Source organism: Mesorhizobium sp. M2D.F.Ca.ET.226.01.1.1 (genome assembly GCF_004022705.2).
Taxonomy (GTDB): Bacteria; Pseudomonadota; Alphaproteobacteria; order Rhizobiales; family Rhizobiaceae; genus Mesorhizobium.
In genome coordinates this window covers 200527-214662 of the sequence record NZ_RZOY02000001.1, presented here as the reverse complement: position 1 = coordinate 214662, position 14136 = coordinate 200527, and the positions used below count along the sequence as shown (strand labels likewise).

Below are 14136 nucleotides of genomic sequence, written 5' to 3'. Positions count from 1 at the left end.
TTGCGCTGACTGCCTGGCTCCGCCAGGACCACGGCGAAGGACGGGGCCGCGAACGGTCGCCAGAAAGAGAATGCGGCGGTGGGCGCCGCGTGGATGCATGGGGGAGCAATGTCGGTTCAATGAACCGACCGGCCGCCGCTGTAGGGATCATATTCGAAGAGGATGTCGACGTCGGCGCCATCGAGCTCGTCGGCTGGCAGGACGCCGAATTCGTCGTCGACCTGGAAGAGGACGACGGGGGCCATGAGGGTGCGGGCGAGTGACCAGGCGGCCTTCTGAGCGAGAGTGAGATCGTGGGACATCTGAGGCTCCATCTTGGAGCGGGCCAATTCCCGCTCGATGGCTCCGTCAGTGTGCGGCGGCGGGCGCGATCACCCGAAGGCGTCAGCCGAGCGGCCGCAGCTTGCTAGCGGACCCCTTGCGGGTTGATCGTGGAAGATCCGCAGCCGCACCAGGAAAGCCATCACGAGAGAGCGGGATTGGGTCGCGGGCAGCGTGGAGACAACTGCGTCCGATCGGCTTGCTTGAGGCTAAACGAAGAGCGGGTGCGACGCTCGTTCCGGGTTCAGCAAAGCGTTTCGCACGCCACGCCGTCGCCGTCCCGATCAAGCTTCCGGCCCCACGAGCAGTTGTGCAGATACCACTGTGCTTCGTCGCACGAGCTGATCTGGGAACAATAGCGACGCGGCTCGCACGAATAGCTGCCGCTTTGCGCGATCAGCTTGCGGCTGACGACGCCGAGCGGCTGGCTCGATGGTGCCGCACCGTCGGCATGCGACGCGCGCCAGTCCCAGGGCGCCTGGAACTTGCCGACCCACAGGCCGACCTTCGCGGCTTCTGCTTCCGCCTGTTGTGTCGCGTAGGCGCCATGGCTGTAGCGGGGCCAATCGAGCGCCTGGCCGTGCTCGACCATCCAGCCGGCCACACTGGCGCCATCTGCGCGCCGGCATTCGCCAACAAAGCGGTGATAGCGATCCCATGTCACGAAGGTGCACTGAACCGGCCTCGATGCGGCCAGGAAGGTGTCCAACGCTTCGGCCGATCGCCGGCCGCAGGGATATTCAAACCCCTTGGCGTCGTCGCAATATTGGCGGCTCTCCGGCGCGTCGATGCCGTTGAAGCGAATCCGCTGTCCGTGGACCTCGATCGTGTCGCCGTCGATGACGGATGCGACACCGGTGATCGGCTGCGGCTTGGGGCCGATCAAGTTCTGCAGATTGATTGCGGGCAAGCTGTCGCTATGCTGCATGGCGGCGTGTGCAGCCAAGGCAGCGGCCGCCGCGACAGTCACGAAAATGAGACGCCGTGGCACGCTCGCCCACCGCAGGGCGCGCGAGCGCCTCGCGCCTGCGCGCTTGCGCCATTGATCAGACCGATTGTCGTGACGAGACCTGTCCAAGCCTTTCCCCCGCTCGGAAGGATGCTCTCAAATAAGGCCGAAGTCCACTATGGCAGGAGCAGAGCGCCACCGTATTGCGCCCAAAGATGTTCGCAGTCCCACACCCGTAAGCTTGGCGTTCCTGGTTCCCCATAGAGAACCATCGCACCGCGAACGTCATATCCAAGCACCGACGCATTGGCCACGAACTGAATGGCGCGCCCTAAGCTTATTGCGCCGATCCGGGCTTCATTTTTACTGGTGAGGTCTATCACTCCAAAAATTTCCGCGTCTGCGCCTCTGGCGGCCAAAACGGCCGTCGAGATCGCATCGTTCAACGCAAGTAGCATCGCGTGAGTCCCCCCGAAGAGCGCTTGCTAACTTCGCCGCGCGAAATTGGTTCCGCGTCTTCCAAAACAATCCGCGATCAACCGTCCAGGTCAAGTGGCTGATGGTCCGGTTGTTCATGCCAGATGGCTTGCCGCAGATCACGCCGGTCGACCGGCTGGCCGCATTTCCTGCAACTGTAGAAGTGATCCTGTTTGCTGGGAGGGTCGCGCCCATGTCGTCCCCCGACGATCGGCGGCTCAAGGTCCGACAGCTTTGTCACCCGCGCAACTTCCTTGCCTCGCGCTCCAACGTCTTGCGGTCGTTGCCGTGCTCGCCGATCGTCTAGGCGGGCTGATCATAGGAACTTCTCTCCCTCGCCACGTTGCTCAAAACAGAACCAATGCGACAGCTGCCTTGGTCGCGAGAAACCCCAACCGGCGTCCTTCTTCGCGATGGCGCGATGAATGTCGGGCATTTCGCGCTTCACTGTGGCGTAAATTTCCGATGTCAGCTTCGGTGTTACGCATCGGTTTCATAGGCGCTGTCTCCATTTTTCCGAAGTGAACAAAATGAGAACAAAAGAGTCAAGCGCCTCTTGACCGCACAGGAATATGTTCCTCATTTCAGAATATGCCGGAACAACCAGAGAAGTGGCCGCGCGGCGCCGTCTGGACCCTGATGCATGCCCACGACGCAGGGCAGGTGGCGGGCATCCGTTGCGCCCGCTGCAACGTCACGCGCTACTACAAGCCGCTCGAGCTGCGGGAGGTGATCGGCAACGTCACGATCGATGAGGTTAGAGACAAGGTCCGCTGCCAGCAGTGCAAGAGCCGGGAGTGGATGAGCGCGCAGCTATTCCACCCGACCGGAGAGCAGGCCCACACGATCCGGTTCCGGCGTCTGGTGCAGATCCGTTGGGAGAAGCGCGTGATCTGGCGCGATGAATAGATGAGCCGCGGAAGTGGCCGGCAGGCTGGCGGGGTAGGCCAGCAAACGCCGGCCTAACCGCTGGGGCTCGGGGGCGAGCCACGGCACCGGCTGAACAAATATATGCTTGTGCCGAAATGATCGGCGCACATCCACAAGGCGGAGCCGCGAGTAGCCAAGAGCGCGCAGACGCGCATGATCCGATGCAGGCCTTGGTGGAAATCCGCTGGAAACGAGTGGGCAACCGTCCGCGACCCGGCCGAGTTTCCTGTTCGTCGCTGTCCTCGCTATTGTTTCCGTCGTCAGATTGGCTGTTCTGACCTGCTTTATCCGCTTGCTCTTCAACGTAGGCTTGGCAGCCTTCGTTGAAAGATCGGCTATCTCCGTCGCAATCACGCCGGCTGCGACAAGAATCCGGATCATCAAAAACACCGCTATCGAAGCCCCAGCGGTCGGGTATTCTGTGACCTTGGCTGAGATGAGGCTGGATAACCGACCCTCAGTCCCAATCCTGATCAGGTGTCGCGGGACGGCGATTCCAACTTCTAACGGCGTTCAGTTCGTCAATGCAGACCGGGCCGGATGCGGTCGTCGCATCTATCACACCGCGGGCCTCGCCTGTCACGTAGGGCCTCACATCGGTGCCTGTGCAGAACGGGCAAGGCTCCTCGTTCATCGCGGAGAACGCTTTTTGCCTGTGCTTTTCGCCGGCTTTGCCGTGGGCTTCCGGCCAAGCCCGCTGGATTTTGCCAATGCGGACCGTTGAGCCGCGTAGTTCGGCGCTACCATCGGATAGTCCGACTTCAAGCCCCACTTCTGCCGGTACTCGTCGGGTGTCATTCCGAAATGCACGTCGAGATGGCGCCTGAGAGATTTGAACTTTTTCCCGTCCTCAAGGCAAATGATGTAGTCCGGGAACACCGACCGCTTCGGATTGACCGCCGGCGCCTGAGCCGGCTTCTCGGGCTCTGCCGGTTGTCCGATTTTCGACAGCGACGAATTCACGCTTTCGATCAACTCTGGAAGAGACGCAACCGGCACTGGGTTTTTGCTGACGTAGGCAGACACAATATCTGCGGTGAGCTCGATCAAATGGCTTCGGCTGTTATCATTCTCTTCCGGCATGCAGTAACTCCATTTCGCAGCAACAATAGATGAAACCTCATAGCCGGTTTTCTGCGCAGCGCAACTGCAGCATCGTTGTTTACCAATGGCTTCGTAGAGGCAGCGTCCTCATACGCCCGATGAGCAGTGTGGAGGCGACCGGAGACACCGTGCACGCCTTGAGCGGCCACCTTGCATGCCAAGCTGGCGACAGCCTTGGGACCGGAAGCAGAAGTCGGTATTTCGGATGATCGGCGAGAAGCCGCACTTCCAGCTGGAGCACCGCAGCATAGAGACCTATTCGGCGGCTATTCTGAGGCCTGGCTTGGAAATCTGATAATAGAGGTGGCCAGCGGGATGTGGATGCTGCGCGGACCGTGTCCTCCTTCCGCTAAAATCGCCCTACCTAGGACGCCGCTACTCGGACCCCGCGCCCCTGCCACGTCCGAACTCAAGATCCCAGCCGCGTTCCTTGAGGGGCGGTTCACCTTGTAATCCGAGTCGCGGAAAAAGCAGTTCGGCAACATTGAACGCTTCCTCCAAATGCGGGTAAGCGGAGGCGATGATCGTCTCCACGCCGATTTCCTGATATTCGCGAATGCGAGCGGCTACGCTTTCCGCACTCCCGACAAGCGCGGTGCCGGCGCCCCCTCGGACGAGACCCAATCCAGCCCACAGGTTGGGTGCAATAACCAGCTTGTCACGACGTCCCTGATGCAGAGCGGATATGCGCTTCTGCCCGACCGACTCTGAGACCTTGGTAAATTGATGCTGAGCCTCAGCGATCACATCGTCTGTGACCCGGCTGATCAGTCGCTCCGCCGCCGACCAGGCCTCTTCCTCCGTTTCACGAACGATCAGGTTTATGCGCAATCCGAAGCGGATTTTGCGACCGTGAGCCGCCGCCCGTGCCCTGACGTTATCGAACTTCTCCTTCACCTGCTCGACGGGCTCACCCCAGCTTAGATAGACGTCCGTGTGTTTAGCGGCGACGTCGATTCCGGCCTCAGACGAGCCTCCGAACCACAGCGGCGGATAAGGTTGCTGGACCGGGGGAAAAGAAATGTCGGTGCCGTGAGCTGACAGGTACTTGCCGTCGAAATCCGCCGGCTCGCCTGACAGGATGCGCCGCCAGATGGTCAGGAATTCGTCGGTCTGCGCATAGCGCTCGTCATGGCTGAGCTTGTTGCCGTCGCCGGCGAGGTCGGCCGGATCCGCGCCGGTGACGACGTTGAGCAGCACCCGGCCGCCGGAAATGCGGTCCAGCGTGGCCGCATGGCGCGCGAACAGCGCCGGCGTCCCGCTGCCTGGCCGCAACGCCACGAGGAACTTCAGCCGCTCGGTGAGCGGGATCAGCCCGGCGGACACGATCCAGGCGTCCTCGCACCGCGTCCCCGTGGGCAGGAGCACGCCCTTGAAGCCAAGCCGGTCGGCGGCCTGCGCGATCTCCTTGAGATAGCCGAAGGTTGCCGGCCGGTGCCGCTCGTCCGTGCCGAGATAGGGGCCGTCGCCATGGGTCGGCAGATACCAGTAGAGATCGAGCGGATGGGTGTTGCCGGACATCGGATTGTTTCCTACAGCGATTGCGCAATCTGTGGGAGCAAGCCTCAGAGCTTGCCTTTCCAGGGGATGAGGCGGTGTTCCAGCCAGCGCATGCCGCTGGTGAAGGCGAAGGCGAGGACGGCGATGACGATGAGGCCGACGAATACGACGTCGGTCGCGAGGAAATTGGCCGCCGACATGATCATATAGCCGAGCCCGGACTGGGCAGCGATCAACTCGGCCGCGACCAGCGTCGACAATCCGGCGCCGATGGCGATCTTCAGGCCGGTCAGGATTTCCGGCAAAGCGGACGGCAGGACGATGCTGGTGAATAGTTGCACCCGGCTGGCGCCGAGGGACAGCGCCGCGTTGATGCGTTCGACCGGCACGGAACGAACCCCCGCCTGTGCCGCAAAGCAGATGGGCGCGAAGGTCGATAGCGACAGGAGAACGATCTTGGAGGTTTCGCCGATGCCGAGCCAGATGATCAGCAGAGGCAAATAGGCCAGCGGCGGCAGGCCCCAATAGAGATCGATCGGCACACTGAAGATGCCTTTGACCCAGCGGTTGAGCCCCATGAGCAGGCCGAGCGGAATGCCCACAAAAATGCCGACGCCGAGCGCCGCGGCAATGCGGCCGAGGCTTGCCAGCGTATGGTCGAGCAGCGTGCCGTTGGCATAACCATCGGCCGCGACGGCGCTGAACTGGGTCAGCACGTCGGCCGGCGACGGCAGGAAAAGCGGCGACGCCCAGCCGAAGCGCGCGGCGAGGAACCACAAAGCGATAAGCCCCGTCAGCGTGACGAGACTGATGCCGAACGTGCTTGTCGATGCGGATCGGCGCGGCCGGGGAGACGGCCTTCGCTGAGCCTTCGCGGGCGGGAAAGAGGTTGGGGAAACGGCAAGCGTCATTGCAAGGTTCCTGTGCGGGCGCCTTCCGGCTGGTGGATGAGCGAGCGGATTTCCTGCCGCAGTTCGATGAAACGCCGGTGGGACTGGATCGGCCCGATGTCGCCGCTTTCGGCGAAGTCGCGCACGAAGTCGGCGTCGAAGCAGGCAACGATGCGGCCCGGCCGGGGCGACATCACAACGATAGTCGTGCCGAGCGTAAGCGCCTCCTCGATCGAATGGGTGATGAACAGGATCTGCTTGCCGGTCTTGGCCCAGACCGAGGCCAGGAGCTGCTGCATCGTCTCGCGCGTCAGGCTGTCGAGGGCGCCGAACGGCTCGTCCATCAAGAGGATTTTCGGATCGGTGGCCAGCGCCCGGGCGATGCCGACGCGCTGGCGCATGCCGCCGGACAGTTCGTAGGGCGGCTTTTCGGCGAAATCGGCGAGGCCGACCAGTTCCAAAAGGTGCCTCGATCGCTCATGGCGTTCGCCGCGCGATACGCCCCGGTACTTCAGGCCGAGCGCGACGTTGTCCAGCACATTGGCCCACGGCAGCAGGGTGTCCTTCTGGAACACGACGCCGCGATCGCCGCCCGGCGCCACGATCTCCTGTCCGTCCAGCGTGATGGTGCCTTCGGTGAGCGGCAGGAAGCCGGCGATCGCGTTCAGCAATGTCGACTTGCCGCAGCCGGAAGCACCCACCGCGACAACAATGGAAGCGGGAGCAATATCGAGCGAGACGTGATCGAGCGCATGCACGTCCTGGCCGTCGGAAGCAGGAAAGGTGACGCTGACGTCGCGGATTCGAAGCATGGTGGCCTCCGGGCGATTTGGCCGGCGCGCCGGCCAAATCGCGTTTCCTTCAAGGATTGCTAGTTCGAGGCCTTGGCCACTTCCGCGTATTGCGGATCGGCGAAGGCGGCGTAGCTGTCCTTGATCGAGGTGATCTTGTGCTGGTCCTTCAGGAAGCTCGCAGTGTCCTTGAGGATTTTCGCGACCGCGCTCTTCTCGCCGCCGCCCAGCCATTTGTCGGAGACCTGTTCGTCGAGCGGCGGGACGACCGTCGTCTTCAACTGCTCCGAATTCTCGGCCGCCGTGCCGCCCTGCAATTTCGCGATCGCCTTGGCGCTTTCGGAATCCGGACCCCAGGCCGCCGGGTTGCTGAGATAGGCCTGGTTGTAGCCGTCGATCAGCCGGACATACTGGCCGAGGAACTCCGGATTGGCCTTGGCGAACGCGCCGGTAACGACCAGCGCGCTGAAGGTCGGGGCGCCACGATCGGCGACCTGGCCGGCCGTGAGCAGGACCTTGCCGTTCTTCTTGAGTTCGGACAGCGCCGGATCCCAGACAAAGCCGCCGTCGATATCGCCACGCTTCCAGGCCGCGACGATTTCGGGCTGCGGAATGGCGATGACCTGTGTTTCCTTTTCGGAAATGCCTTCCTGCTTGAGCACAGCCAGAAGCTGGTAGTGGTCGGTCGAGACGGGTGCGGCGGCGAGTTTCTTGCCGCGCAAGTCCGCCGGCGAGTTGATTTCGGGCCGCACCACCAGGGCCTCACCGTCGCGCGAGACCGACGAGATGTAGAACGCCTTCACGTCGATACCCTTGCTGACGGCGGCTGAGAACGGGCTCGACCCCACATCGCCGATCTGGACGTCGCCGGACGCGATAGCGGCGAAGATGTCGGCACCTGAATTGAACCGGCGGAATTCGATGTTCCAGCCGGTCTTCTTGGCAAGGTCGCCGTTAGCGATGCCGAGATTATAGGGATTAGCTCCGGTCTGGTAAGCAATGACGACCTTCTTGTCGTCAGCATGAGCCGTTCCAGAGGTGGCCGCTGCGGCGAGCGCGACCAGGGCGGCGGAAATCAGTTTTCGCATGAGATCGATCCTTTGAGTGGAGGGGCCACCCCTCGATTGACCGCTCCATCCAGAGCGTTGGCTCATAGTCGACTGAATTTATAGAATTAGACAGGAATGATTTTCTCAATGACAAGGGGAGGAGCGGAAATTGCCTCTCATGCGACGGAGCATCCGTTGTCCAGCAGCAGGTCGAGCAGAATTTGGCTAACGCAGTTATGCGGCGCAAAGCAGCCGTTGTTGTCAGACACGCCCCACGAGAGGCGGGGCCGGAGCCCCGCCCTCGGCGGCTCATCCGAGAGCCGCCATCTGCAGCTCGGCCGCCTTGCGATCGACCGTCTTGCCTGGATTCTCTGTCGCGCGCTCGAAGGGCTTCCAGGCCTCGCCGACGACCTGCTCGTATGCGCTGACGGCGCCCTCTGCGGCCATGCGCAAGGCGTGGGACTGGAGCGCCATGTCTGCGGCGAACTCCCGCTTGCGCTGGGCGGCGCTGTCGAAGCCGACGGGTCCATCGACATCTTCGTCCCGGTCGTCGCAGGCGGATTTTGCCGTGGCGTCGCGCGCGTCGCTCACCGCGCGGCTGTAGAACTGGCCCGCGCCGTAGGCGGAGCCGACAAATGCGCTGACAATGCGCTGCAGATGGATCTGCATGGCGCGTTCACCAAGCCCTTCATCGAGCGCGGCGGCCGTGTCGACGATGAGCCTTTTGTGCTGGTCGCGGATTCCGTCGCTGTCGAGCACGGGGAGGCCAAAGCTCTCGGAGATGAGCGAGCACTGTGCGGCATCGGGACAGGCGAGCCGGACCATTTGGAGGGTAGTGCCCTTGCGGAACGGAACAACCCGGGCGGTTGCGCGGGAATTTGCGGCTCTCTTGGTCATGGCATGTCCTTTCTTCAGCTTCCCGAGGCTCGGACCGGCTCCGTGCCGGCCCTCCCTCGGGCGCGGCCCAAAAAGAACCGGAGGAATGACGGGCGCTTCAGGGTCTGGGCGGACCGAGGCGAGCATGGAAGGTTTGCGGCCAAGCAGGGCCTTCTTCAGCCCTCGCGCGGGACGCGGACCTGCCATGCCGAGCCCGGATCGATCCGGCCGCCCGCGGCGCGGAACGCGGCCTTGAAGCGAACGGCGGCCGGTTCAGGACCGCAGCAAGACCGAGGGAGGCCGGCACGGGCCTCGATTTCGACATGAGAACAGAAGGACGAGTGGCCATCACCATCTGCCAATTCAACGATCGAATGCTGGCGTGTCATTACCAACAACAATCCTCGCAATGGTCGCCTCCAATGTTTCCGCTGACCATTCGGGCTATCCGACGTCCCACCGAATAGCGGCACCCGCTAGACTCACTCGCTCATGTGAGCCGTTTCACCGCCGTGCCGATCAAGGATCTGGCGATCGCCTGATCCTGCCGCGCCAGCTTCCGCGATAGGCGACGCATGACGGTCGGGCTCGATGACGAAACCGAACCGGCCGGTTGCATACTCGCCGGCGGGAACGAGGAAGCGGCATTCCTCGGTGCCGGCGCGACGCCTCCCGCCGGGTGTGGCGATGCACTCGACGAAACGCTCCTCCTGCCCCGACGTGGTTACAACTAACGATCAACTCAGCAGGCCAACCAGTTTTGAGCTCCGAAATTCTTAGAGACGGCGCATCTTAGGCCTTTTTGGGCGGGGGCTCCAACCTGATCAGGTTGGCCTTGGCCGTAGGATCCCCTTGATCAGCGGCCTTACGAATTAAAATCAGAGCTTGGGCAGTGTCCTGCTTCACTCCATGGCCATCGAGGTATGCCACCCCGAGGCTATTCTCAGCTTTAGCGTACCCCTGATCGGCAGACTTACGCAGCCACGCAACGGCCTCCGCATAGTCTAAAGGGACCCCTAACCCCTTGTAATACGAAAGACCAAGGTCATACTCGCCACCTGCATCTCCCTGGTCCGCAGCTTTCTGGAACCAGGAGACGGCCTGGACGTAGTCGATCGTAACGCCTAGCCCCTCCGCATAAACCAGACCAAGATCATGCTCGCCGAGGGCATTTCCCTGCTCCGCCGCTTTGCGATACCATGCGACAGCCTCGGTATAATCCTGGGCGACACCTAGTCCTTTGGCGTAAGCCAAGCCCAGAAAGTATTGAGCAACAGCCGTTCCTTGTTCGGCGGCCTTACGGAACCATGCGGCAGATTGTATGTAGTCCTGCGGGACGCCTCTTCCATCTCTGTATAGCAACCCGAGATTGGTTTGAGAGACCGCTAATCCTTGATCGGCAGCTTTGCGATACCAAATTGCAGCTTCGGCATAGTCCTGCTTGACCCCTAGCCCACGGTCGTAAACATAGCCGAGATTGTGCTCTGCCTGGGCATCACCCTGGTCCGCTGCCCTGCGGTACCAAGCGGCAGCTTGAACGTAATCCTGTGTGACACCGTGCCCTTTGGCATAAGCGGTGCCAAGATTATCCTCCGCCTCGGCATCACCAGTCTTTGCCCTGAGGTTCCACAACCCGAAAGCCGTTGCATAATCTCCTCTTTTATAGGCCTGTTCAGCTTGACCAGCATGGGCGACGCCGGCCGTCAGCATGCCGGCGACGAAACAAAGCAACTTTGACAACCTTCGCATGGTAGCCTCCGATCTAAGGATTCAACCATTCTTTGATTCCCCGCGCTCCGATCCGTATCCTTTCGGAAAATGGTCTCTCATTCAGCTTGGCTCTGATGAATTTCCCCTGTGCACGGGCCATTCTTTGGTTAAGCTTTGCCAAAAGGTATGAATCCCAAAATATCAAAGTTATACCGGGAGCCAAAACCACCTTGTCAGGCAATAGAAATATCTTCGACAATATACAGATTACTGCGATTGAGAAAAAGCAGTTATATCCTGTGAATATGGCATCTTTCCACATTCGGTTTCTTGGGAGATATCCATCCATCCAAGACATAATTAACGGGTTCTCATCCCAAAACTGACCGATAGTAATGGCACCCTGCGCCATACCGTCGGTCTCTGCAATCTCGGCCCCACTCTCGACAGGGCTACTCGGATTGCCCTCTTCAGCCATTCCTTCCTCCATCCGTCTTGGCCAGAAGGAATTTGCTGCGCCTCTTTGAAGTCAATCCAAGATCGAGATCAACTTTGCGTTAGCTGATCGCATCGCAGTGTGGCCAACTTGAGCTGAAAAGAAACCGCCGCCGGGATGACCGGCGGCGGCAAAGCGTGCGAAAGAGGGGAACCGACGCTCTACTCGGCCGCCTCGCGGTAGCCCTCGTCGAACTCGTCCGTCGCGTCGCCCTCGGCCGCCTGGTCCTCGCCTGCGACACCCTCGTCGTCAGGGGCATCTTCATCCTCGACCTCGGTGACGGCGCTCTTGGCCAGCCACTCGGAGAGAACAACTGCGTCTGGCGCGAACAGGGCCGACGGATGGACGAAGTGGCCCTCCTTGTAGTGATCGACGAGAGCGGCCCGGGTGTCTTTGACCCGCGCCCGCGGCAGTACCGGCGTGTCGGCGCACGAGGCCTCGAGCGCAGGACGAGACAGGCAGGAGAGGAAGTCCTCTGTGCCCATATTGGCGAGGAAGCCGTCGGCACCGATGGCCCTGCCGGCGACGATTCCCACGATGCCCGACTTGCTGATGTTCTCCCGGCACGAAAGCACATCGATCAGCACACCGCGCGCCGCAACGCGCAGCGTATCTATGTCGACGGCGAACTGGCCTTCGGCATCGAACAGACTTGCCGCGTGGCGGTCGAAGCGTCCGCGGAAGCGGAAATCGCCGCCGGGCCCGGAATCGACGCGCACGTTCTGGCCGGCGAAGGCGAGGACGAGCAGCGCGAACAGCGTGTCGTCCTCGATGGGCGCGCGCGACAGCGCCTCGTGCAGGGCGTCGGTGCGAAGGTCGCCGATCATCTCGATGCCCTTGCGCGTCACATCGGGACGCGGCTTGGAGACGACGATCGCCTCGTCGTCACCGGCGTCCTCAGCACCCTTGCCCTTGGCCTTCTTTGCTTCGGGCATGCGGAAGTGGACCGTCTTCACCTTGCCCTCGCGATCGAGATACATCGCGGTGTGGTCCGACTTCTTGGGCGTGCCGTAGACCCGTTCCGCCTTGGGAGGTAGCTTGACCTCGCCCCAGGTGTTGGCTTCGCTGATGACGCCCTTTTTCGGGAGGTTCTGCGTCATCCACTCCTGCTGGGCGCCGAGGAAGGCGTCGACGTTGGTGGTGTAGCGGCTGTCCTGGTCTGCCGGCGCGAACAGGTCCTCGACCCAGGCAATGCCATAGGCCTCTCGCAGATCGTCGCCGAAGCTGGCATCGCGTGCGTACATGCGGGTCTTGGCAAGACCATTGGCTACGGCCCACCACGACACTTGGCGGTCACCCTTGCTGGGCTTATGCGCCTTCCAGACCTCCTTCTGCTCATCCAGCGAGGCGGCCGCGATCGTGCGGAGCTGGCGCTCGTCAGGCATGTCGCCCTTGGCCATATGATCCAGCATCGCCGGCAGCACATTGGCGAGCAGCCTCAGCTTCTTGATCTGGCGTACCGACTGGGCGAGCGCAATGCCAATCGCCTCCTCGGTCCAGCCAAGCGCGACGAGACGCTCGACAGCGCGCCACTGGTCGACGGGGTTGAGCTGCTCATGCGCGATCGTCGTGACCAGCGAGCGCATGGCCCCGCCATCCTCGGCCCGGGGAACGACCAGAACGGCGATCTCGTCCAGACCGGCGGCGATCGCCTGCTTGACGCGACGGTGGCCCTCGTCGATGACGAAGCCGTTGCCGCCATCGGTCTCGGCGGCGACGACAGGTGGCTGCACGATGCCGACTGCCTTGATCGTCGCCAGCAGCAGGGCGTCGGCCTGCGGGCTGGACTTGGAACGGCGCGCCTTGTCGGGATTGTCCTTGAGCGAACGCGGATCGACAAATTTCAGTTCCATGGAGATGCTCCTTTGGGGATTGCGGACACGGCACATCGCCGGTCCCTTTCCGTCTTCTTCCCGAAGACATCCCCCGGCCCGCGGAGCGGGCGGGCCGGTGCAATTGCGAACGAGCATCCCTGACCGGCTAGCCAAGCGGGGCTTGTGAGCCCTGCGCAGGATGACGGGCCGGGATCGCGACGGGAGCGATTGAGCGCCAGCCTCAGCGGTCCGCCCGATCTGCGAGCGGGCTCATCTCCTCTTCCTCCTGCTTTGTTTCCCCTTTCCCAAGACCTCGGCTAAAGCCGAGCGGTATGACGCCGTAGTGTCCGCCGGCGCCAGGCAGGCCGTGCAGCATACCGATACGCCTCGACGCGCGCGGCTCGATATCGGGAGCCTATGGTAGCAACGATCTCGCGCGCCGGAACGATCTGCGGTCGAGTGCGCGCTGCCAGAATGATATGCTCGCGAGCAAAAGCGACGACAACGGCGTGCCCGTCGGCGCGTCCAGGCAGCAATCCCCACAACAGGCGTTGTTCGATACCGGCGCGCGGGTCGACCGGATCCATGCCTGCAAAGTCGAAGAAAACCGGGGCAGCGCTGTCGAGCCAATCAGATGGGAAGCACTCGTACGGAAACGGCGTTGTGTAGATGCCGGTCCAAGGCGAGAACCGTAGTGATCGGCGGCCGTCAATAAATCGTGGCAGGTCCCGCTTGCGCCGGGTTCCGTCGACGATCCATACCATGTTGCGATAGGAGTCCTCACGCGACTGCCGCTCAACTGGCGAGATGTGCGAGTGCTGGAACTCCAGCACAAGGCCATGCTCGGTCCGCACGTCCGCAATGTGCTTCTGCCCACCTTCGTCATGCAGGGCAACCTCCTGCCAGGACTCGTCGAAGTGCCCCTTCCATGTGCGGTGCCATGGTGTCTCCGGCTCCCACCATGGGTCGCAGCCTCGCGCGCCCTTGTGGGCCCAGTGGTGAATTCTCTGGCTGCCGCATTTCGCGATCATCGCTTTAGCGCATCCTGGACAGGTTCCGACAAGATGGGGCTCGGCTTCATGCCGCTCCCCATTGAAAAGTGCGTACCGCATGGAATCTCCATATGCGTTGAGGCTGCCCTGCCAATTCGACAGCAGCCAGATCTTGCTCTTGATGGAAATCTTGCGCAGCGCGGCCAGCATGAGCTGGTGCTGTTTCTTTTTATCTTC

Annotated in this window: 14 protein-coding genes and 1 pseudogene; 2 read left to right on the top strand and 13 right to left on the bottom strand. The window is 62.1% G+C overall.

The annotated features are described in order from the left end of the window. Positions 1 to 116 precede the first annotated feature (116 nt). Both EN869_RS34740 and EN869_RS01060 read right to left on the bottom strand, forming a co-directional pair. On the bottom strand, positions 117 to 302 hold the full coding sequence (locus EN869_RS34740; RefSeq protein ID WP_127228041.1) for a hypothetical protein: 186 nt from the start codon (positions 300 to 302) through the stop codon (positions 117 to 119). 263 nt (positions 303 to 565) lie between these two features. Then, positions 566 to 1267, bottom strand: a complete 702-nt coding sequence (locus EN869_RS01060) for a thermonuclease family protein (RefSeq protein WP_245489495.1) — start codon at positions 1265 to 1267, stop codon at positions 566 to 568. A gap of 562 nt (positions 1268 to 1829) precedes the next feature. On the opposite strand from EN869_RS01060, the gene EN869_RS34245 reads away from it, so the two are divergent. Together EN869_RS34245 and EN869_RS34240 are read left to right on the top strand one after the other, a co-directional pair. Beyond that, positions 1830 to 2054, top strand: a complete 225-nt coding sequence (locus EN869_RS34245) for a hypothetical protein (protein ID WP_167506965.1) — start codon at positions 1830 to 1832, stop codon at positions 2052 to 2054. Between the two features lie 284 nt (positions 2055 to 2338). Beyond that, on the top strand, positions 2339 to 2656 hold the full coding sequence (locus tag EN869_RS34240; protein WP_167531535.1) for a hypothetical protein: 318 nt from the start codon (positions 2339 to 2341) through the stop codon (positions 2654 to 2656). 651 nt (positions 2657 to 3307) lie between these two features. On the opposite strand, the gene EN869_RS01040 is transcribed toward EN869_RS34240, so the two are convergent. The 11 genes and pseudogenes from EN869_RS01040 to EN869_RS00995 all read right to left on the bottom strand — a co-directional run bounded on the left by EN869_RS01040 (position 3308) and on the right by EN869_RS00995 (position 14109). Beyond that, positions 3308 to 3760 carry a MucR family transcriptional regulator gene (locus EN869_RS01040; protein WP_127228046.1) on the bottom strand — a complete coding sequence of 151 codons (453 nt, stop codon included), beginning with the start codon at positions 3758 to 3760 and terminating at the stop codon, positions 3308 to 3310. 396 nt (positions 3761 to 4156) lie between these two features. After that, entirely contained in the window at positions 4157 to 5302 is a 1146-nt protein-coding gene (gene ssuD, locus EN869_RS01035) for an FMNH2-dependent alkanesulfonate monooxygenase (protein ID WP_127228047.1), read from the bottom strand. A 44-nt stretch (positions 5303 to 5346) separates the two neighbouring features. Next, the gene (locus tag EN869_RS01030; protein ID WP_127228048.1) at positions 5347 to 6192 is read right to left on the bottom strand and encodes an ABC transporter permease subunit; all 846 of its coding nucleotides are present in this window, start codon (positions 6190 to 6192) and stop codon (positions 5347 to 5349) included. Then, on the bottom strand, positions 6189 to 6983 hold the full coding sequence (locus tag EN869_RS01025; protein WP_127228049.1) for an ABC transporter ATP-binding protein: 795 nt from the start codon (positions 6981 to 6983) through the stop codon (positions 6189 to 6191). Before EN869_RS01025 ends, EN869_RS01030 begins: the two co-directional genes overlap by 4 nt. Positions 6984 to 7042: 59 nt before the next feature. Beyond that, complete coding sequence (gene tauA / locus EN869_RS01020) at positions 7043 to 8050, bottom strand: taurine ABC transporter substrate-binding protein (RefSeq protein WP_127228050.1); 1008 nt, start codon at positions 8048 to 8050, stop codon at positions 7043 to 7045. Between the two features lie 270 nt (positions 8051 to 8320). Continuing rightward, on the bottom strand, positions 8321 to 8908 hold the full coding sequence (locus EN869_RS01015) for a hypothetical protein (RefSeq protein WP_127228130.1): 588 nt from the start codon (positions 8906 to 8908) through the stop codon (positions 8321 to 8323). Positions 8909 to 9369: 461 nt separating this feature from the next. Then, a pseudogene (locus tag EN869_RS34950) lies at positions 9370 to 9588 on the bottom strand (hypothetical protein); the annotation flags it as partial. A gap of 91 nt (positions 9589 to 9679) precedes the next feature. Then, positions 9680 to 10636, bottom strand: coding sequence for a tetratricopeptide repeat protein (locus EN869_RS01010; protein WP_210213846.1), 957 nt, complete (start codon positions 10634 to 10636; stop codon positions 9680 to 9682). 13 nt (positions 10637 to 10649) lie between these two features. Continuing rightward, the gene (locus tag EN869_RS01005; protein ID WP_127228051.1) at positions 10650 to 11075 is read right to left on the bottom strand and encodes a hypothetical protein; all 426 of its coding nucleotides are present in this window, start codon (positions 11073 to 11075) and stop codon (positions 10650 to 10652) included. A 179-nt stretch (positions 11076 to 11254) separates the two neighbouring features. After that, positions 11255 to 12946 carry a ParB N-terminal domain-containing protein gene (locus EN869_RS01000; protein ID WP_127228052.1) on the bottom strand — a complete coding sequence of 564 codons (1692 nt, stop codon included), beginning with the start codon at positions 12944 to 12946 and terminating at the stop codon, positions 11255 to 11257. Between the two features lie 278 nt (positions 12947 to 13224). Next, the gene (locus EN869_RS00995; protein WP_245489494.1) at positions 13225 to 14109 is read right to left on the bottom strand and encodes a competence protein CoiA family protein; all 885 of its coding nucleotides are present in this window, start codon (positions 14107 to 14109) and stop codon (positions 13225 to 13227) included. Between the last annotated feature and the right edge of the window lie 27 nt (positions 14110 to 14136).